General features: G+C 67.5%; 21 protein-coding genes. 11 read left to right on the plus strand and 10 right to left on the minus strand.

The annotated features are described in order from the left end of the window. Positions 1-17 precede the first annotated feature (17 nt). A complete protein-coding gene (locus VFB33_11070) occupies positions 18-389 on the minus strand; it encodes a carboxymuconolactone decarboxylase family protein (GenBank protein HZO82223.1) in 372 nt (123 codons plus the stop codon). 365 nt (positions 390-754) lie between these two features. On the opposite strand from VFB33_11070, the gene VFB33_11075 reads away from it, so the two are divergent. From VFB33_11075 to VFB33_11085, 3 genes are all read left to right on the plus strand, one after another. Then, entirely contained in the window at positions 755-1,216 is a 462-nt protein-coding gene (locus VFB33_11075) for a hypothetical protein (GenBank protein HZO82224.1), read from the plus strand. A gap of 253 nt (positions 1,217-1,469) precedes the next feature. Next, positions 1,470-2,078, plus strand: a complete 609-nt coding sequence (locus VFB33_11080) for a hypothetical protein (protein ID HZO82225.1) — start codon at positions 1,470-1,472, stop codon at positions 2,076-2,078. A 150-nt stretch (positions 2,079-2,228) separates the two neighbouring features. Further along, the gene (locus tag VFB33_11085) at positions 2,229-2,807 is read left to right on the plus strand and encodes a hypothetical protein (GenBank protein HZO82226.1); all 579 of its coding nucleotides are present in this window, start codon (positions 2,229-2,231) and stop codon (positions 2,805-2,807) included. Positions 2,808-2,895: 88 nt separating this feature from the next. Here VFB33_11085 and VFB33_11090 read toward each other — a convergent pair whose 3' ends face one another. From VFB33_11090 to VFB33_11125, 8 genes are all read right to left on the minus strand, one after another. After that, entirely contained in the window at positions 2,896-3,969 is a 1,074-nt protein-coding gene (locus tag VFB33_11090; protein ID HZO82227.1) for a hypothetical protein, read from the minus strand. 562 nt (positions 3,970-4,531) lie between these two features. After that, positions 4,532-4,954 carry a MaoC/PaaZ C-terminal domain-containing protein gene (locus tag VFB33_11095; GenBank protein ID HZO82228.1) on the minus strand — a complete coding sequence of 141 codons (423 nt, stop codon included), beginning with the start codon at positions 4,952-4,954 and terminating at the stop codon, positions 4,532-4,534. Positions 4,955-4,968: 14 nt separating this feature from the next. Next, complete coding sequence (locus VFB33_11100; GenBank protein ID HZO82229.1) at positions 4,969-5,412, minus strand: MaoC family dehydratase N-terminal domain-containing protein; 444 nt, start codon at positions 5,410-5,412, stop codon at positions 4,969-4,971. After that, entirely contained in the window at positions 5,405-6,097 is a 693-nt protein-coding gene (locus VFB33_11105; GenBank protein ID HZO82230.1) for a PHP-associated domain-containing protein, read from the minus strand. The genes VFB33_11100 and VFB33_11105 overlap by 8 nt, the downstream gene beginning before the upstream one ends. A gap of 16 nt (positions 6,098-6,113) precedes the next feature. Continuing rightward, complete coding sequence (locus VFB33_11110) at positions 6,114-6,542, minus strand: Zn-ribbon domain-containing OB-fold protein (protein ID HZO82231.1); 429 nt, start codon at positions 6,540-6,542, stop codon at positions 6,114-6,116. 15 nt (positions 6,543-6,557) lie between these two features. Then, positions 6,558-7,718 carry an acetyl-CoA acetyltransferase gene (locus VFB33_11115; GenBank protein HZO82232.1) on the minus strand — a complete coding sequence of 387 codons (1,161 nt, stop codon included), beginning with the start codon at positions 7,716-7,718 and terminating at the stop codon, positions 6,558-6,560. A 14-nt stretch (positions 7,719-7,732) separates the two neighbouring features. Further along, a complete protein-coding gene (locus VFB33_11120; protein ID HZO82233.1) occupies positions 7,733-8,542 on the minus strand; it encodes an alpha/beta fold hydrolase in 810 nt (269 codons plus the stop codon). A 189-nt stretch (positions 8,543-8,731) separates the two neighbouring features. Further along, positions 8,732-8,968 carry a helix-turn-helix domain-containing protein gene (locus VFB33_11125; protein HZO82234.1) on the minus strand — a complete coding sequence of 79 codons (237 nt, stop codon included), beginning with the start codon at positions 8,966-8,968 and terminating at the stop codon, positions 8,732-8,734. Positions 8,969-9,325: 357 nt separating this feature from the next. Between VFB33_11125 and VFB33_11130 the strand changes: the two genes are divergently transcribed. The 7 genes from VFB33_11130 (at position 9,326) to pfp (ending at position 17,078) form a co-directional block, all read left to right on the plus strand. Then, positions 9,326-10,141 (plus strand): enoyl-CoA hydratase-related protein, encoded by an 816-nt coding sequence (locus VFB33_11130; GenBank protein HZO82235.1) that lies wholly within the window; start codon positions 9,326-9,328, stop codon positions 10,139-10,141. A 139-nt stretch (positions 10,142-10,280) separates the two neighbouring features. Beyond that, positions 10,281-10,946: a dienelactone hydrolase family protein gene (locus VFB33_11135; GenBank protein ID HZO82236.1), complete on the plus strand. Its 666-nt coding sequence runs from the start codon at positions 10,281-10,283 to the stop codon at positions 10,944-10,946. A 53-nt stretch (positions 10,947-10,999) separates the two neighbouring features. Further along, positions 11,000-11,962 (plus strand): MBL fold metallo-hydrolase, encoded by a 963-nt coding sequence (locus tag VFB33_11140; protein HZO82237.1) that lies wholly within the window; start codon positions 11,000-11,002, stop codon positions 11,960-11,962. 195 nt (positions 11,963-12,157) lie between these two features. After that, on the plus strand, positions 12,158-13,675 hold the full coding sequence (gene zwf, locus VFB33_11145) for a glucose-6-phosphate dehydrogenase (protein HZO82238.1): 1,518 nt from the start codon (positions 12,158-12,160) through the stop codon (positions 13,673-13,675). A gap of 41 nt (positions 13,676-13,716) precedes the next feature. Then, the gene (gene glk / locus VFB33_11150) at positions 13,717-14,727 is read left to right on the plus strand and encodes a glucokinase (protein HZO82239.1); all 1,011 of its coding nucleotides are present in this window, start codon (positions 13,717-13,719) and stop codon (positions 14,725-14,727) included. Positions 14,728-14,772: 45 nt separating this feature from the next. Beyond that, the gene (locus VFB33_11155) at positions 14,773-15,696 is read left to right on the plus strand and encodes a class I fructose-bisphosphate aldolase (protein HZO82240.1); all 924 of its coding nucleotides are present in this window, start codon (positions 14,773-14,775) and stop codon (positions 15,694-15,696) included. Positions 15,697-15,809: 113 nt separating this feature from the next. Then, positions 15,810-17,078, plus strand: a complete 1,269-nt coding sequence (gene pfp, locus VFB33_11160; protein HZO82241.1) for a diphosphate--fructose-6-phosphate 1-phosphotransferase — start codon at positions 15,810-15,812, stop codon at positions 17,076-17,078. 155 nt (positions 17,079-17,233) lie between these two features. On the opposite strand, the gene VFB33_11165 is transcribed toward pfp, so the two are convergent. Continuing rightward, on the minus strand, positions 17,234-17,620 hold the full coding sequence (locus VFB33_11165) for a VOC family protein (GenBank protein ID HZO82242.1): 387 nt from the start codon (positions 17,618-17,620) through the stop codon (positions 17,234-17,236). A 101-nt stretch (positions 17,621-17,721) separates the two neighbouring features. Between VFB33_11165 and VFB33_11170 the strand changes: the two genes are divergently transcribed. Then, entirely contained in the window at positions 17,722-19,755 is a 2,034-nt protein-coding gene (locus VFB33_11170; GenBank protein HZO82243.1) for a carbon starvation CstA family protein, read from the plus strand. The last annotated feature ends 104 nt before the right edge of the window (positions 19,756-19,859 follow it).

A 19,859-nucleotide genomic window follows, 5' to 3' on the forward strand; every position in this document is an offset into this window, starting at 1 on the left:
TTCCGCCTCCACCCGCTCTAGTGATTGTGGCCCTCGTGGCCGTGCGCTTCGGCGATCGCCTTGCGCTGCTCATCGCTCACCGCCATCGCGATCGACGAATGGGCGAACGGCGCGCCCGCGCGCAGCGCCATCGCGACGAACGCAGCCTCGGCGATCTCCTCGTCGGTCGCGCCCTGCTTGATCGCGCGCTTGACGTGGTCCTCGATGCACCACGGGCAGGCGGTGACGTGCGCCGCGGTGACTGCCATCAGCTCCTTGGTCTTGGCCGGCAGCGCGCCGTCCTTGAACACCGCCTGGTCCCAGTCCATGAAGCCCTTGAACAGATCGGGCTTGAGTTGGCGCAGCTTGCGCAGGCTCTTGATCGTTTCCTTGGCAAAGAAGTCGGGCATGACGTTCTCCCCGTGCGAGCGCGGATTCTCCGGCGACCTGAAGCCGGACAGCTACCCCCCGAACTATAACAGGAATCCCGCGGCTTTTGCTCACCGCGCGCTCGATCCTGCTGCGACCGATGTTGCCACGCCGCCGCTGGCCTCGCATAACTCGCGGGCGTAGGCTCTGCGCGTTAGAGGCGGTTGCTAATCCATTAGGCGGTGATTCTCTTGCAATGCTTCATTGGCGTCACTATGGTCGGCTAGAGCGCCGTGAGCTACAGGGGACGTAACTCGCGGCCATCGGGGAGACAGGCGGCTTAATTGGGGGAGCCTCCGCCTCGGAGCGGCGTCCGCCGCGCCGGCAGGGGCGAGGAGTCGCAGCTATGCGCCAGCGCAATCAGGCGGTTGACCCGTCAGATTCGTTCAACGCGTCGGACCTCATCCTGCCCAGCCAGTTCTTCGAACTCGTCGGCAAGACCCGCTTCAGCTGCGAGCAGCGGCTGATGCTCGCGGTGCTGGCCGACGCGATCAATATCCTGCACGATTGGCGTGCCGCGGCGAGCGTTCGCAAGCGGCGACTGTTTGCCGAAGCGGCGCGCTGGGTGATGGCGCATGGGAGCAATGTCCCCTTCAGCTTCGACAACGTCTGCGACGCGCTGGAGATCAATCCGGATGCGTTGCGCCGGCGCCTTACCGCGATGATCACCGACGGAGGCGCCAATTCGCGTCTGCCGCTTGGCCGTTTGCGGCTTAAGGAAGCCGGCCGCCTCCAGCATATGACCGTCAATCGGAGGCGGCGGCTGCGCGCGCGCGCCCGCGCCGCGCTGCACGCCCGCCGCGCCTAGCCGCAGCCTGTTGCGTCCCCGCCCCCGCTCCCTCCGTCTTGCGGCCGAGCGGGAACGACCGCCGCGGACCGTCCGCGCAAGCTAATCTTAAGGAAAATGAGGTTCTTTTAGGGTTTTTGCGCCTCATTTGACTGCGGCGCCATGACCTTCCTATGATGCTGGCGGGAGAGGGCCGGAGCACCGGCCGTCCGGAACGTCCGGGCGCGACCGCGCTGCAGGGGAGGGGATTGGGAATGCGGATGCCGGCTCTGTCGTGAGCTCCCATGAGAAGTCGTCGGAGGTTTTTGCGGCCGTGCGAATGATCGTTCCTCCCATTGTCCATCGCAGAGCGATCGATCGCGACTTCGTAACGTTTTTCCGCGAGCATCGCGCCTCGGCTTTTCGCCGCGCCCTCGCGGCCTTCTGCAACTACTACGGCGTCAGGCGCCCGACTATCGAGTGGTACGAGTACCTCGACTGGGGCAAGACCGCAGGCAAGACCTTCGAGGACGGGCGCATCCACCTCGTCCATCCCGAGAACTGGAAGCGCGGGCGCATCTACAACAGCGAGCGGATGTGGATCCAGATGGTCTATCACGAGATGGGCCATTACCTGTTCTGGACCGACGCCGAGCGCAAGGCCGACGCGTTTGCGCTCCGGATGGTGCGCGGATTGCGGCGCTCCGCCGAGCGCCGCGCGCGGCCGCGCGGGTTGACTCGCGTGATGCGCCGCATCGGCGCTGCGCGCCGCCGAGCCGCATCATTTGCCCAGCGCGCGGCGGGCGCAGCGATGCGCCGCGCGGGCTCGTCCTCGGCGCGCCGGCGGCGGACGCGGCTACGCGCCGGCGGCGCGCGCGCGGGGCGTCGGATGCGCCGCGGATAAGCCTCTTCGCGCCCGACAGGTCGGCTGCGACGCACGTTACTCCGCGGTTCGCCCTCCACTTCCTCGAACTCAGTGGGGGCGGACTCCCCCGCCCGCCGTCCGCAAACACCTCGCACAGGCTGCGCTCTGGCGGCTAAGATAGGGCCTGCGATGGCGCACAAGCCGAACGTGGAGAATCGATGGTGGGTCGAAACCACCGTCAAGCGGCCGCGGCAGACCAGACCCGAGGCGGCGCAGCCTGCTGAGGAACAGACGATTGAGCACGCCCCCGACTCTGAATTAGTCGCTCGCTTCTATTCGGTGGCAAGGGGCTATGAGCAGGAGCGGGCCAAGGAAGACCTCACCGATAACAACCTCAGGATCGCGCGCGCGGCCAACCCGCAGCCTGGCCAGTGGGTCTACGTCCCAATGACCGAGGAGCATTACCCCGAGCGGCTGATCAAACGGGTCAAGGACGAATTCCGCCTGCCGCGCGAGGCGCGCGGCGTGTTGCTCGACCACGGCCGCCTGGTGCGCCTGCTGATCTGCGGCCCGCAACTCGAAGACTGGATGATCGACGTGACGCTGGGCGAGGAGCCGTCGGTGGACGTTTACGTGTGGAACACGATGCAGCGCGAGCGGCTGTTCCGGCGCGCCGAGGAGGCGCTGCGCCAGGCGCGGCGCTGGGCGCTCAGCCTGCTCCAGCATCCGCCCCAGCGCGACGACCCCTTCCGCGGCGCGCTGCTGTAGGGGGCACCTACGAGAATTGAAGCATAGAGGGCGGAATCTCAGGCTCCGCCCTCGGAGATTACCGAGGGCGGAGCCGTTCCGGAGTGGCTCAGGGGTTTAGTGAATTGGCGTGTACCTTCGTAGCGGTGCTGGAATCGGTATCGATGGAACAGGTTTCTGTGCCGCCGGAGACCAGCGCGCAGGGGGCCGGCGTTGCGTAACCTTTGCCGGAGATATCGTTGTTGATAATCTTGTCGTTGACTCCGCTGTCCAACACGCCGGCCTGGTAGCCATCGGGAGAGCCGTTGCCGCTGACATTGGTGATCTGGCCGTTAGTTATGGCGTTGTTGATCGCCTTGTTGTTGGTCGCTGTGGTCGGGACGGTCGTACAGGTTGGGTTGTAGTTCGCGAGCGCGACACCGATGTCGTTTCCGTCGCCGGACGTCGAATCGCCGACGATGTTCTTGACGATTTGCACACCGGTGGTTAGCAGGGAATTCTCGAAGAAGTCCTGGCAGCCGCCGAATATCAGGATCCCTGCCGACGACGCGTCGTTTGCCCCCGTATACGCATTACCAGTGACGGTGTTGCGCGTCACCTGTCCGGTCGCACCAAAGGCGATCTCGATCCCGTTCTGAGCGATGCGGTTGGTCGGTCCCTCACCCTTTACCGTGTTGCCGCTGATCGTGGCGGCCGCGCCCGGACCCTTAACCGAGATTCCGTTCTTCTGGTACTGGGAGACGTAGTTGCCTGAAACCGTCCCGGTCGCGCTCGCTCCGGGTGCGAAAGCGTAGTAGGTGATAGCGTCGCCGTGCTGGCTACCGCTTAGCGGATTGTCGCCGATCTCGGACACGGTGCTGTTCGTCACGTCCACAGCGGTGGCCCCCGGCGTGCACGTGGCGCCCCCGCAATCGCCCGCGACGAGCACGCCATAATAGGTCGCGCCCGAGATCGTGGCGCTATCCACAGCCCCGCTGGCGCCGGGTCCATAATAGACGCCGATGTCGCAGCCCGTTGCGTCGAGCGGGCCGGTGACCGTGCCGGGCGGATTGACTACCGCCGCTGTGAGTTCGTGGCCATCCTGGTAGAAGCCGGTGTTTGCGCAGGCGGCGTACGCGCCCGACGCGGCCAGCGTCAGCGTCGCGATCGCCGCGAGTACCGGCGAAAGATTCTTCTTCATCATGGTTGTTTCCCTCCAAGTACCTGTGCGATGCGTGGCTGGCTGCCGATGAGCCCATGGGAGGCTTCGGCAGGCCGAATTTTCGCGGAAATTTCCGTACCACTCGCAGCAAAAGGAGGGGCGCGCTTTCCAGAATGCGACACCTGTGATCGCATCTTTCACCCAGACCCGTTAGCGATCGCTAGGCACAGCCAAAAATCTCTATGTTAAGGTTGAAAAAGACCAGAAGAGATCAGCAATACACGTACAGATAAGAGAAACCTGGCTGAGCATAGCTATGCTATTATGGAGTCTTAAGGAGAGTTTCTGCAAGCTAAAAGTGCGTCAATGCCAATATCCTCGCAAAGGCGCGCACGGGCGGGATGCGGCGGAATCTTTGCTGCCTGCCGCAGCACCGGAAAGTCCGACGGGGCAGATAAGATGGCGGGCGCAGAGGCCCGCCCCACTGGAAGGGAGACCTATCGCGCGCACGGCGCCCGCCCCACTGAGGTAAGGCGCACGGGCGGCAGGCCCGCCTCAGTTGGACGAAGAGCCCTTCGACGGCCGTGGAAGCCGCTTCAGCGAATCAGGGGAACTCGACGCTGGCGGTGCCGATCACCAATCGATCGGCGTCTTCGTTCTCGATCCACACGTCGATCTCGACTCGTTTCTCCTTGGGCTCGACGTGGGTGACGAAGCCGTTGAGCGTGATGGTGTGGTCTGGCTGCACGGGCTGGCGGTAGGTGGTCCCCAGCCGCGCAAGGCGCGCGCCGCTGTGGCCGATCCAGTCGGTGACCAGGCGCGAGAGCAGGCCCAGGCTTAGATTGCCCGGAGCGATCATCCCGGGCAGCCCTTCTTTGCGCGCGCCCTCGTCGTCGGTGAATCGCGGCACGTCCATCCCGCACGTGCGCGCGTAGGTCCGCACCTGGTCCTTGCTCAGGTAGAGCTCCTGCGGGCCGAGGGTATCGCCGACCTGGACGGCGTCGAATGTGGTGGCAGAATTGGGCATCTTCGATTGTCGATTCAGGGCCGGTTCATGAAGCGATGGTCGATGTGCGCGACGACTTCGCCCCGCTGGTTCTGCACGGTCGAGCGCACGACCACGAACACCATCGAGCCCGAGCGCCCGGTCTTCTCGTAGATCTCCTTGACGTGGGAGCTGAGCGTGATGCGGTCGCCGGGACGGATCGGGGCGTGGAACTCGACGTCCTTGCCGGCGTCGAAACCGGCGCGCCCGAAGCGCGGCACGTGGGTGAAGAAGTGGCGGCCGTTGCGGAAGGTGACCGCGTAGGAGGGCGGCGCCACGAGGCCGCCGAACGGACCGCGCTGCGCCGCCGCCTCGTCGGTATAGAGCGGATTGCTCTCGCCGAGCGCGGCGCAGAATCTGCGGATGTCCTCGGCGCTGACGTGGACCGGGTCGGTCACTTCGAAGACTCTGCCGATCAGTGCCGGATCGTAATCAACCATCTTCCCTCGCTTCGACCGGCACCGCCGCCGCCACCGGCTTGCGCCGGGGGCGGAAATCGACCGGTTCGTACTTGCCCTCGCGCAGCTCGCGCACGAGGTCGTCCATCGAGCGGAGGTCAGCCTCGAAGCGCGTCGCGCACAGCGCGATGAGGCTCACCAGATGGCTGTCGGAGCCGCCGATCGCGCGGTAGCCGTAGCGGCGCACCAGCTCGTGACTGCGTTCGTCCTCGCCCTTGCGCGAGCCGCCGTTGAGCACCTCGACCGCGACGACATTTTCGAGCGGCGGGCGCGTGCTGTAATGTTCGCACAGGCCGACGGTCGGGCGTCCGGGATGGCACGGCACGGCGATCCCGCCCATCCGCCAGACCTCGTCGATCAGCTCTTGGGCGGGCAGGCGGACGTTGGCGAAGTCGAAGCGCCGGGTCATCTCGTCGTTGACGCCGAAGACCAGCACGTGGCCGTAGTCGGTTTCGACTTCCGAGGCCTTGAGCACCATCAGGCCGAACTTGTCCTCGAGCGCGCGGTAGTCCGCGCCCTTGTTGAACTGGCGATGCTCGGTGAGCACGATGCCATCCACCGGACGCTCGGCGCGGCGCAGTCGGATCCAATTGAGGTAGGCCTCCAGTGGCGCGCGGCTGTCCTCCGAGGCTTCGCTATGACTGTGCAGATCGAGGATGGTGGCCACTTAGCCGATGTTCCTCTTACCTCGCCGGGCGAAACTTAAGCAGTGTCACTTCGGGGGTGACGTCCTCAAACACCGCCTCGACGGGCATCCCTATTTTAACCTCATCGGGCTTGCACTCCACAAGATTGCTCAGGACCTTGAGCCCCTCGGCGAGCTCGACGTAGGCCATGATGTAAGGCAGCGACTCGCGAAAGCCCGGCGCCTGGTTCTGGTAGGTAGCGGTGAAAGTATAAACCTTGCCGCGCCCCGTGCAGCGCACCCATTCAGTGCGCGAGCTGAGGCAGCTGGTGCACAGCGCGCGCGGATAGTAGCGCAGGTCGCCGCAGTCGCGGCACTTCTGGACGTAGAGCTCGTGGCGCGCCAGCGCCTCCCACCACGGGCGGCTCTCCTCGTCGATGCGCGGCAGGGGCTTGGCGTACTTCTTCCTGTCCTTGTCGTCGGCCATGGTCGGATTCCCGCCTCACTGGTTGGTCAGGATGAGCGTGGCGCCGGAGTGGCGCGTGCCCAGCGCGCCGCCGGTGCCGTGGCACAGCGCGATCCTGCAGTCCTTGACCTGGCGTGGGCCGCATTCGCCGCGCAGCTGCTTGACCGCCTCGATCACCAAAAAGATGCCGCGCATTCCCGGATGGTTGGACGACAGCCCGCCGCCGTCGGTGTTGATCGGCAGCGCGCCGTCGTAGCGCAGGCGCCCGCCGCTTACGAAGGCGCCGCCCTCGCCGCGCTTGCAGAAGCCCAGGTTCTCCAGCGTCATCAGCACGGTGATGGTAAACGAATCGTAGATCATCGCCATGTCGATGTCGGCCGGAGTCAGCCCGGCGCGTTGGAAGGCGAGCCGGCCCGACTGTGCTGCGGCCATCTCCATGAAGTCGCGCTGGCCGCGCGCCGGATGGCGCACGGTCTCGCCGCAGCCGAGGATGTAGGCCGGCTTCTTCTTCAGATCGCGCGCGCGCTCGGCCGAGGTCACCACCAGCGCGCCGCCCCCGTCGCTGATGATGCAGCAGTCGAGCAGGTGCAGCGGCGAGGAGATGATGCGCGAGGCGAGCACGTCGTCTACCGTGATCGGGTCGCGGTACTTGGCCGCCGGGTTCATCGAGGCATGCAAACGCATCGTGACTGCGATCTCGGCGAGCTGCTCCGAGGTGGTGCCATAGTCGTGCATGTGGCGCTGCGCCATCATCGCGTACGCGCCCACCGTGGTCGGGCCAAAGGGGACCTCGTACTGGTCGCACGGGTCGCCGCCGCCGCCCGCCCCGCCGGTGCCGATCGCGAAGCGCTGCGAGGCGGCCGTCGAGCCATACACCACCACGCACACCTCGCACAGCCCGGCGGCGATGGCGGCGGCCGCATGCGCGGTCTGGGCGACGAAGGACGAGCCGCCGATCGAGGTTGAATCGACGAAATTGGGGGTCAGATTCATGTAGTCGCAGAAGCCGACGATCCCCATCCCGCTCATCCCCATGCCGGTGGTGCAGACGCCGTCGACGTCGCCGATCTTGAGGCCGGCGTCGTCGAGCGCGCCGCGCACGCTCTCCGCCATGATCTGAAACATGCTCTTGTTCGGCGCAAAACGGGCGGGATGCTCATAGACGCCGGCCAGCGCGGTCTTGCGGCTTAGGCTCATCACACGCTCCTGGCTTATTGGGCGAGAAAACTCTCCAGCGCCGCGCTGGTCTCGGCCGCCTGCTCGTTGGGCAGATGATGGCCGGCGTTGGCGACGACGCGGAGCTGGGCGCCGCGGATGCGGCTGCGGATGAACTCGGCGTCGGCGGGCGGCGTGATCGGATCGTCGGCGCCGGCGAGAATCAGGGTGGGCTTGTCGATGCGCGCGATCTGCTCGCGCAGGTCGCACGCGTTGCAAGCGAGGATGTCGGTGTAGCGCACGCGCGGGTCGGTCTGGATTTGCTCCATCCAACCCTCGCGGATGATCTCAAAGTGGTCCTTGATCGTGGCCGGCGAATAGCCGTCGGTGACGAAGGCCTGCGGCGCGCGCCCCATCGCGACCGCACGCAACCCTTCGACGCGCGCGGCCGGGATATTGAACTTGGCCGCGGTCACCACCGGCACGATCGCTTCGACCCGTGCCGGGTAGCGCAGCGCCATGTCCATCGCGATCGCGCCGCCCATCGAGCGCCCGCCGATCACCGCCGAGCGGATGCCGACGGCGTCCATGAAGGCGACGGTGAAGTCGCTGTAGTCCTGGATGGATTTCAGTCCCTCGACGCCGGAGGAGCGGCCGTGCGCGGGGAAATCGATCGCGAGCGGGCTGTGCGAGCGGCCGAGATGTGCGAGCTGATTGTGCCAGGTGTGGCCGTTGGAACCCGCGCCGTGGAGCAGGATAAGCGTGCGCCCGCGGCTGAAGTCCGGCGCGACGTCGGGCAGGGTGGTCCGGCCCACATAATAGTAGTAGGTGGCGCAGCCCTGCACTTCCACGTACTTGGTCGGCATCGTTGCGAGCACTCTCCGGGGCTTGTTTGCGCTTAGCTATTCGCAACCGCGAGCGGTTGTCAAACCCGCGGCGGGCGCGCGCACAGTCGAGCGCCTGCGCGGAGCATCGGCCGTAAAACGTTCAATACCACATCACTGCGCCGGCCGACGCAGGAATACGTCCGCAAGTTTGGTTGGCCCGGAAGGTCTCTAACGACGGGCGCGACGGCGGGCGCGGCGCGCCCGGCGGCGAGGCGGAACGCCGGCGGCGCGGCCGGCCTGTTCGCGCTCCCACTGTTCGATCGCTTCACGACTGAACCGCCAGTTGCTGCCGACGCGGAAGCCGGGCAGCCGACCTTGCCTGAGCAGGCGATAGATGGTGGTCGGATGGACGCGCAGGTGCTCGGACAGTTCTTTGATCGTGAAGATCTGGTCTGCTTGCGCCATATGTTGGCTCTTCCTCAGTGGCAAACCCCCTTTGCCAGCGCGCTCATGCGGAGCCGCAACTTCGTAAGCACAGCCTCTGCCGCAGAATTAGGCGAGTCAAGCAACTTCTGATTGAAGCCGCTTTGAAGCGCGCATCAGAACTTTAGCCTGCAACTGCGCAGAGGCATCTTTAGGTCGTTTTTGAGGTGATTTAGCCCGCTAATCGTTGAGCGACGGGAAGCGAAAAATGTTCTGCGCCGCCCGCTCCGGTCGGGCCTGCGACGGTTGGCGCGCCGGCACGCCCTTCGGCTAACTTGAGGGGCGCACGGGCCAGCAGCGGCCTGCGCCCAACCTCTTCGCGACACGGGTGGCAACGCGATGGCGTACGAGATGATCGAGGTCAAAGACGAAGGAGCGATCGCATGGCTTACGCTCAACCGGCCGCGCTCGCTCAACGCGCTTAACTCGGCGATGGTGGAGGAGCTGCACGACTACTTCGGCCGGCTGGCCGCCGACCGCAATACTCGCGTGGTCGTTATGCGCGGCGCCGGGCGCGCGTTCTGCGCCGGACTCGACCTCAAGGAGCACAGCGGCGGCCGCCCGGGCGACGATTCGCTGGGCGGTTCCACCAGCGCCACGCTCGAGGTCCAGCGCCGGATCAGCAACCTGGTGATCGCGATGCGCCGGTTGCCGCAGCCGTTCATCGCGGCCGTGCGCGGACCGGCCAGCGGCGGCGGCTTCGCGCTCGCGATGGCGGCCGAGGTGCGAGTGGCCGGCGCGTCGGCGCGCTTCAACGCGGCCTTCATCCGCATCGGGCTGAGCGGCTGTGATATGGGGATCAGCTACACGCTGCCGCGCGCGGTGGGTACCTCGGTCGCGTGCGAGCTGCTGCTGACCGGCCGCTTTATCGACGCCCAGCGCGCGTTGCACACGCGCCTGGTTTCGGAGGTTGTGCCCGATGCCGAAGTCGACGCCGCCGCCGGGCGGCTCGCGCGCGAGATGGCCGAAACCTCGCCGCTGGGGCTCAGCCTGACCAAGGAGTGCATTCACGCCAACGTCGATGCGGCCGGGATCGAGCAGGCGATCGCGATGGAGGATCGCAACCAGGCGCTGTGCGTGCGCGCGGGTTACCTCGCCGAGGGCGCCCGCGCGTTCGTCGAAAAGCGCAAGCCCCGTTTTGCCGCACGCGCCTGAGCGCGCCAGGGCCGCCGCATGCGCGTTGCTGAGCTTGGCGCTGGTCGCCGCGGTGCTGGCGCGCGCCGTGGCCGCGCCGGCCGCGGAAACTCCGGCTCAAGGCACAGCCCGGTCGATCGCCGTGCAACAGGGGCAATTTTTGTCCGACGGCAAGCCGGTCGAGGATTTCTACTGCGCTCCCGCGGGCGCCGGCGCCCATCCGGCGGTCATCCTGCTCCATGGCGCGGTGCCGCGCGGCGCGGGCAACGCGGCGTTCGCGGCGACATGCCGCGCGTTGGCGGCGGCCGGCTACTACACGATGTTCGTCGAATACTACAGCCAGGCTGGACCCGCGCATCCGGGGGATCCGCCGGCCGGCGGGCGGCGTTTTGCTCCGTGGGTCAACGCCAACTTCGCGACCTGGACGCAGGAGATCGCGAGCGCACTGGACATGCTGGACCACGATCCGGCGATCGTTCACGGCCGCATCGCGATCATCGGCCACTCGCTCGGCGCGTTCCTCGCGCTGGCGACCGGCGCAACGGAGGGCGAACGGCTGGCGGCGGTGGTCGAGTACTACGGCGGGATGCCGGCAGGCTACGCCCGGCTGGCCGCAAACATGCCGCCCACACTGATCATGCACGGCGCCGACGATCGCTCGGTGCCGGTGCGCTACGCGCATGCGCTCGACGCGATTCTCACGGCGCGCGGCCGTCCGCACGAGATGCACATCTATCCGGGCAAGGGGCACGGCTTCGGGATGTTGCCGCGCGGCGACCCGTGGCTGACCACGCTCGCTTTTCTACGCCGCTATCTCGGAAAGTGAAGGGCCGCATCAACAGCGGCGGCTGACGCGGCTGCCTCGACGGAGCATCAACCATGGCCGAAGAACCGCTTTCGCTCAAAGAAGCCGAAATGGTCGAAATCACGACCGTTCTCGACAACACCTGCGACATGCTGCTGCCCTCCGGCGCGGGCGTGCGCCGCGTCAACCTGGGGCCCAGGTTCGGCGCCAAGGTGCTGCGCGCCGAGCACGGCTTCGCTGCGGTGGTCAAGGTCAGCGGCGCCGGCGGCGCGGAGTCCCTGCTGTTCGATGCGGGGCTCAGCCGCGACGGCCTGATGCACAATCTCGACGTGCTCGAGCTCAAGCCCGCCGAGATGCATGCGATCGCGCTCAGCCACGGACACGCCGACCACACCAACGGGCTGGCCGGGATGGTGCGCCGGCTGGGCGGGCGGCGGATGCCCTTGCTGCTCCATCCCGACGCCCTGCTCGAGCGCAAGGTGGTCCTGCCCGATGGCCACGAGACGCGCCTGCCGCCGCCCGACGCACGCGTGCTGCGCCACGACGGCGTCGAGCTCATCGAGGAGCGCGGCCCTTCCTACCTGCTCGGCAACCTCGTGATGATCACCGGCCAGATCCATCGCACCACCGACTTCGAGACCGGCTTCCCGCTTCATTTCGCCAAGGTCGGCAAAGCGTGGAAGCCCGATCCGTATATCCACGACGACCAGGCGCTGGTGGTCAACGTGCGCGGCAAGGGGCTGGTCGTACTCACCGGATGCGGCCATGCGGGAGTGATCAACACGGTGCGCCAGGCGCAGATTCTGAGCGGCGTCGAGCGCGTGCACGCGATCATCGGCGGCTTCCATCTCTCGGGCCCGCTGTTTGAGCCCGCGGTGGCGCCGACGGTCGCCGCGCTGCGGGCGCTCGCGCCGGCGATGATCGTGCCCGCGCATTGCACCGGTTGGCGCGCGACGCATCTTATCGCGCGCGAGTTTCCCGAGGCTTTTGTGCAGAACAGCGTCGGCACGCGCTTCGTGTTCTCTGCCGCGGCGTGATACCGGGCGCGCCGCATTTTCATTCTCCCGAGGCGGACCTCGGCGCCCGCCCGCGCGCGAATAACGGAGCGGCGAACCCTAGGAACGCTGCGCGGATTTCGTTAGCCTCAAAAGAGCGAGCCTCCGCCCCCGCACGCGAGGCGGGGGCGGACGGCCCTCGGCGCACGCCGCGCCCGCATGAAAGGCGGACCTCCGATGCCGCAGACGATCGAATTGGGCGCACCGCACGCGGCAGGACAAGCGCCGCCGTGCCTGGTGGTGATCTTCGGCGGCGCGGGCGACCTCAGCCATCGCAAACTCCTGCCCGCGCTCTACAACCTCAGCGTCGATCGCGGTCTCCCCGAGCGGATCGCCATCGTCGCCTTCTCGCTGGAGGAGCTCGACGACGAGCGCTACCGCCAATGGGCGCGCGGCGGAATCGAGAAATTTTCGCGCCGCCCGCTAGACGCGGCCCAGTGGCAGAAGTTCGCGCCGCTGCTCCATTTCGTGCGCGGACGCTTCGATCAGGCGGCCGATTTTCAGACGCTTAAGGCGCGGCTCGACGAACTTGACAAGGCCGTCGGCGCAGGTGGCAACCGGGTCTTCTACTTCGCGATCCCGCCCGGCTTTATCGATGCCTGCTGCGAAGGGCTAGGCGGCGCCGGGATGATTCGTCGGCCCGAGGAGCGCGGCGCGTTCACCCGCGTCGTGGTCGAAAAGCCGATCGGCCACGACCTCCAGAGCGCGGCCGAGATCAACAGCCGCCTCGCGCGCTACTTTCACGAGAGCCAGACCTTCCGCATCGACCACTATCTCGGCAAGGAGACAGTGGAGAACCTGATGGTGCTGCGCTTCGCCAACGCGATTTTCGAGCCGTTGTGGAATGCGCGCTTCATCGACCACGTCCAGGTAACAGTCGCCGAGAGCGAGGGCGTCGGCACCCGCGCCGCCTACTACGAGCAGGCCGGCGCGTTGCGTGACATGGTCCAGAGCCATCTGCTCCAGGTGCTGACGATGATCGCGATGGAGCCGCCGCGCACCACCGAGGCCGACGCCGTGCGCGACGCCAAGCTCGAAGTCCTGCGCTCGCTGCGGGCGCCCGACGCCGAGGAAGTCGCGCGCTGGGTGGTGCGCGGGCAGTACGGCGAGGGGCTGGTGGACGGCGACAAGGTCAAGGCTTACCGCGCCGAAGAGCATGTCGCGCCCGACTCCACGGTGGAGACGTTCGTCGCGCTCAAGTGCTATCTCGAGAACTGGCGATGGGCCGGAGTGCCGTTTTATCTGCGCACCGGCAAGCGGCTCCCCAAGCGGGCGAGCGAGATCGCGATCCAGTTCAACAGCGTGCCGCGCGTGCTCTACAACGCCAAGGCGCATCCGCCGCTGGAGGCCAACCGGCTCACCATCCGCATCCAGCCCGACGAGGGGCTCTCGGTGCACATCATCTCCAAGGTGCCCGGCGCGCAATTACGCCTTGCGCCAGTCAAGGTCGATTTCCACTACCTTGCGGCCTCGCCCGAGGCCTATGAGACTCTGCTGCGCGACGTGATGCTCGGCGACCAGACGCTGTTCATGCGGCGCGACACGGTGGAGGCCGCCTGGCGCTTCATCCAGCACATCCTCGACGCCTGGGAGGGCGCGCCGAGCGAGCCGTACCTTTACGCCGCCGGCTCGTGGGGTCCGGTGGAGAGCGCGTTGATGATCGCGGCGGACGGACGCGCGTGGCGCACGTTGTAGCGGGACGCGAAGTTGCGGACGATGACGGAGGGCTGACGACGATGGCGGCGCGGGCCACGGCGACGGTGTTGGCAGGCGACGTCGGCGGCACCAAGATCCATCTCGGCCTGTACCGCGTCGCCGGCGGCAAGCCCGAAATCGTGCGCGACCGGATTTTCCCGACGCGCGATTTCAAGAGCCTCGAAGACACGCTCGCCGATTTTCTCGGCGGACGCGCGACGATCGACGCCGCCTGCTTCGGCGTGCCGGGGCCGGTGATCGGCGGGATTGCACGTCCGGTCAACGTGCCGTGGACGATGGAAGAGCGGGCGCTCGCGCGCGTGCTCGGGGTGTCCGGCGCGCGGCTGATCAACGATCTCGAAGCCACGGCTTACGGGATGCTCTATCTGAAGGAAAGCGAGATCGTCGTGCTCCAGGCGGGTGAACCAGCCCCGGGGCGCGCCCCGATCGCGGTGATCGCGGCGGGCACCGGGCTCGGCGAGTCGGCGCTGCTTCCCATCGAGGACGGGCGGTGGCGTTCGGTGGCGACCGAGGGCGGGCACGTGGACTTCGCGCCGCGCGACCGCCTGCAAACCGAGCTGCTGGAGTTCCTCGCGCGCGAATTCGATCACGTAAGCTATGAGCGCGTACTCTCTGGTCCCGGCCTCGTCAACATCTATCGCTTCCTGCGCGCGCGCGGCCCGGAGCCCGAGCCGCGATGGCTGGCCGAGCGGATGGCGGGCGGAGAAGATGCCGCCGCGGCGATAAGCGAGGCCGCGCTTGCGCGGCGCGACGCGCGATGCGTCGAGGCGCTCGAGATGTTCGTCGCGATTTACGGCGCGGAGGCGGCCAACCTCGCCCTCAAGTACCTCGCGCTGGGCGGGGTGTATGTCGGCGGCGGCATCGCGCCGCGGATTCTGCCGATGCTGACTGCGGCAGAGGGCGGATTTGTGCGCGCCTTTCTGGCCAAGGGCCGGCTCAGCGAGATGCTGGCGAAGATTCCGGTGCGCGTTGCGCTCAACGAGGCGGCAGCGCTTTGCGGCGCGGCGCACTGTGCGATGGAGATGCTCTAGTGGCGCCGCAGCCGGCGCGGACCGTGATCACGATCGGAGGACGTTATGACCGGGCGTGTCAGGGAGATTTTGGATTTCTACCGCTCCGAAAATCCGGGCGTGCTCGCCAACCTGGCGCGGATGCTCAATCACGGCCGGCTCGCCGGCACCGGCAGATTCGTCATCCTGCCGGTGGACCAGGGCTTCGAACACGGCCCGGCGCGGAGCTTCGCGCCCAATCCGCCAGCCTACGATCCGCGCTACCACTTCTCGCTCGCGCTCGAGGCCGGATGCAACGCCTACGCCGCGCCGTTGGGCTTCCTGGAAGCCGGCGCGGCCGAGTTCGCCGGCGAAATCCCGCTCATCCTCAAGCTCAACAACCACGACCTGCTGTACGACGAGCGCGACCCGGCGCCTGCGGTGACCGGCAGCGTTCGCGACGCGCTGCGCCTGGGATGCGTCGCGGTCGGCTTTACCATCTACCCGGGCTCCGCGCAGCGCGGGCGCATGTACGAGCAGTTGCGGGGGATCGCCGAGGAGGCCAAGGCGCACGGGCTGGCGGTGGTCGTGTGGTCGTATCCGCGCGGCTCGGGGCTCAGCCACGACGGCGAAACCGCGCTCGACGTGGTCGCCTACGCGGCGCAGATCGCGGCGCAGCTCGGCGCCGACATCATCAAGGTCAAGCTGCCGAGCGCGCACCTCGAACAGGCCGAGGCGAAGAAGGCCTACGAGGCCGCCCGCGTGCCGCTCGAGCCGCTGGCCGCGCGGGTCAGCCATGTCGTGCAGAGCGCCTTCGACGGCCGGCGCATCGTGATCTTTTCCGGCGGGCCCAAGACCGACGACGCCACGCTGCTCGATGAAGTGCGCGCGATCAAGGCCGGCGGCGGCTTCGGCTCGATCATCGGCCGCAACTCCTTCCAGCGCCCGCGCGCCGAGGCGCTCAGGCTGCTCGGCCAGATCATGGAGATCTACGGTGCGCCGGCGCGCTGAGCCGCCGCGGCCGCGCGGCGAATCTGGGTAACAGCGCCGCCGCCCCGCGCATCGCCGACGAATCGCCGCGCGAGCTCCGGCGGCTGCGTCAACACATTAGGCGAGGTACCGCAATGCAGCACGGCGGTAACAAGCATGAGACGCTCGCGATCCTGGTCGGCGGCGGGCCCGCGCCCGGCATCAACGGCGTCATCGCCTCGGCCACCATCGAGGCGATCAAAAGCGGCCTGCGCGTGATCGGCCTGATGGACGGCTACCGATGGCTGGCCGAGGGCGACGGCTCGCACACGGTTGAACTCGGCATCGAGCAGGTCAGCCGCATCCACTTCAACGGCGGCTCGATCCTGCGCACCTCGCGCACCAACCCCGCGCGCGACGAGGCCACGCTCAGCCGCGCGATCGCGGCGCTCGAGGCGCTCGGCGTGCGCTACCTGGTATGCATCGGCGGCGACGACACCACTTGGGGCGCGGCCAAGATCGCCGAGCGCACCCGCGGCAGGCTCGGCGTCGCCACCGTGCCCAAGACGATAGACAACGATCTCCCGCTGCCCGAAAACGCGCCGACCTTCGGCTTCGAAACCGCGCGCACCGTCGGCGCCAGCATCATCGAGGCGCTGATGGAGGACGCGCGCACCACCCGGCGCTGGTACCTGGCGGTCTCGATGGGGCGCAAGTCGGGCTCGCTCGCGCTCAGCATGTGCAAATCGGCCGGCGCCACGCTCGCGGTAATTCCCGAGGAGTTCCGCGGCGAGAGCTTTGACCTCGGCCAGGTCGTTGACACGATCGTCGGCGCGATCATCAAGCGGCGCGCGGGCGGGCGCGACGACGGCGTCGCGGTGATCGCCGAGGGCATCGTCGAGCGCATGGACAAGAGCAGCCTGCCCACTTCGCCCCTCGCCCAGGCCGACGCCTACGGCCACCTGAGCATCGCCGACATCCCGCTCGCTATCGTGCTGCGCGACCGCGTGCGCGCCGCGCTCAAGCAGCTCGGCATCGACGTGACCGTGGTCGCCAAGGACATCGGCTACGAGCTGCGATGCGCCAAGCCGCTGCCGTTCGACGCCGAGTACACGCGCACGCTGGGCTACGGCGCGGTGCGCTATCTGCTGGGCGGTGGCTCCGGCGCGCTCATCGCGATCGCGGGCGGGCGGGTGACGCCGGTGGAGTTCAGCGACCTGGTCGATGGCGCCACCGGGCGCGTCCGCGTGCGCCTGGTCGACGTCTCGACCGAGTCCTACCAGGTCGCGCGCTCCTACATGATCCGGCTCGAGCCGCGCGACTTCGACGAGCCCGCGCTCTCGATGCTGGCGCGCCACGCCCATCTCTCGACCGACGAGTTCAAGGCGCGTTTTCTGCCCACGGTGGAATCGACGGTGCCGTAGCGCTGAGGTTCGACGATTCTAGAAAAACTCTCCTAACCCCACACAACCTAACTTCCGGCCTCTTCAAGGGAAGGGGGTAAGAATTTCTTGGAGGATTACCTGTTGCTAAAGCGGGCCATTTGCGGAGGCATGCGAAGCTCCTGGATAGGAAGAGGTCAATCGCGGTAGCTCACCATCTCGAGCAGGTTGCCGTCGGGATCGAGAAAGTACATGCAGTCGTGATCGCCCCAGTCGATCGGCGGCGCGCACTCGACGCCCGCCGCGGCGAGCCGCGCGGGCGCGGCGGCGAAGTCGGCGCGGCTTACGCGGAATGCGTGATGGCCGCGGCCAAGCGGATGCTCAATGCGCGCGCGGCGCTCGGCCGCGGCAAGCGGCGCGCGCGCGATACGGAAGAGCGCAAGGTTCTGCCCGCCGCAATCGAGCAGCACCTGGTCGCCCAGGTGCCGGACGACGCTGAGGCCGAGGACCTCGGTGTAGAAGCGCTCGGCGCGCCCAAGGTCGGTGACCTCGATGCCGAAATGATCCAGCCGCTCAAGTTTCATCACGCCGTCCGCCCTTTGCGCCGCCGCTTTGCTTGCCTCGCGGATGCGCTATACAGAGTCTTGCACAAAATGCCGGGTCGATTCTTTACGACGGGGGAGCCGTGAAGACACTACGCATCGTGGTCTGGAGCGCGGTCGCCGCGCTCGGCGCCGCCGGCCTTGCGCTGATCGCGCTGGCGCGCGGCGAGGAGCAGCCGGGCGCGCTCTGGTTCGTCATCGCCGCGGTCTGCATCTATGCCGTCGGCTACCGCTTCTACTCGCGCTTTATCGCCGAACGCGTGCTCGAGCTCGACGACGCCCATCCGACGCCGGCGGTACGGCTCAACAACGGGCGCGACTACGTGCCGACCCCGCGCTGGATCACCTTCGGCCATCACTTCGCCGCCATCGCCGGCCCCGGGCCGCTGGTCGGCCCTGTGCTCGCCGCGCAGTTCGGCTACTTGCCCTCGACGCTGTGGATCGTGATCGGCGCCGTGCTCGGCGGATGCGTGCAGGACTTCGTAATTCTGGGCTACTCGCTCAAGCGCGACGGTCGTTCGCTGGGCAAGATGGCGCGCGACGAGATCGGCCCCGTGGGCGGGCTGGTCGCGCTCGTCGGCGTGCTCCTGATCATGGTGATCTTGATCGCCGTGCTCGGCCTGGTCGTGATCAACGCGATGAAGCATAGCACGTGGGCGACCTCGACGGTGGCGGCGACGGTGCCGATCGCAATGCTGGTCGGGGTGTACATGACCCATCTGCGGCCGGGCCGCTTCGTCGAGGCCTCGGTGATCGGCGTCGCGCTCATCCTGCTCGCGGTAGTGGCCGGGCGCTGGGTGGGCGAGGCGAGCTGGGGCCACTACTTCGCGATGGACGCGCCGCATCTGGCGGTGTGGATCATCGGCTACGGCTTCGCCGCCTCGGTGCTGCCGATCTGGCTGCTGCTCGCGCCGCGCGACTATCTCTCGGCCTTCATCAAGATCGGCACTATCGTGGCGCTCGCGCTCGGCATCGTCGCGATGCATCCGCCGACCCTGATGCCGGCGCTGACCCGCTTCACCGACGGCAGCGGCCCGATCTTCGGCGGCAAGGTCTTCCCCTTCGCTTTTATCACGGTCGCCTGCGGCGCGATCTCGGGCTTCCATTCGCTGATCTCGTCGGGCACCACGCCCAAGATGCTCGAGCGCGAGGGCGACGCGCGGATGGTCGGTTACGGATCGATGATGATGGAGTCGTTCGTCGCGGTGATGGCGATGATCGCGGCGATCATCATCAAGCCCGGCGTGTATTTCGCGATCAACGCGCCGGCGGGCGTGGTGGGAACGGGCGCACAGGCGTGCGCGAAGATTTCGGCGTGGGGCTTCCCGGTCAGCGCCGCCGAGATGAACCGGCTGGCGGCCGCGATCGGCGAGCAGACGCTGTACGCGCGCACCGGCGGCGCGCCCTCGCTGGCGGTCGGGATGGCGCACATTTTCGCGCACTCGCTCGGCGGCGAGGCGGTGATTGCGCTGTGGTACCACTTCGCGATCATGTTCGAGGCGCTGTTCATCCTGAGCACGCTGGATGCCGGCACGCGGGTGGCGCGCTTCATGCTCCAGGACCTGCTCGGCCAGCTCCATCCGGCGCTCGCCAATACCGGCTCCTATCCGAATATCCTTCTGACCTCGGCGTTGATCGTCGGCGCGTGGGGCTATTTCCTGTACTTCGGCACGATCGATCCGCTGGGCGGGATCAACTCGCTGTGGCCGCTGTTCGGGATCGCCAACCAGATGCTGGCGACGATCGCGCTGTGCGTGGCGACCTCGGCGATGCTGCGCCAGGGCAAGGGGCGCTACGCATGGGTCACGCTGGCGCCGCTCGTCTGGCTGGTTGCGGTCACGATGAGCGCGGGGGTCGAGAAGATTTTCAGCGCCGCGCCCAACGTCGGCTTCCTCGCCCACGCCGCCGGGCTCGCCGCCCAGCGCGCGCTGCCGACGACCGGCGCCGCGCAGGCGGCCACGATGGAGCGGCTGATGTGGAACGACCGCATCGACGCCCTGATGACCGTGCTGTTCATCGCGGTGGTGCTGATAATCCTGGCCGACTCGATGCGGGTGTGGCTGGGCGTCGCACTCCGGCGCGCCGCCGCCCACCCGGCCGAGGAGGTGGCGGCGTAGGCGGCAGGGTTTGAAAATCTGCGCTGAAGGTCAGGATCCAGGTGTGCCTGCCGTGCAGGTCGCGCGGTCGAGTATGATGTCGTCGACGGTGGTTGCAACCCCGG

It is taken from the genome of Candidatus Binataceae bacterium (assembly GCA_035650475.1).
Taxonomy (GTDB): domain Bacteria; phylum Desulfobacterota; class Binatia; order Binatales; family Binataceae; genus JAKAVN01.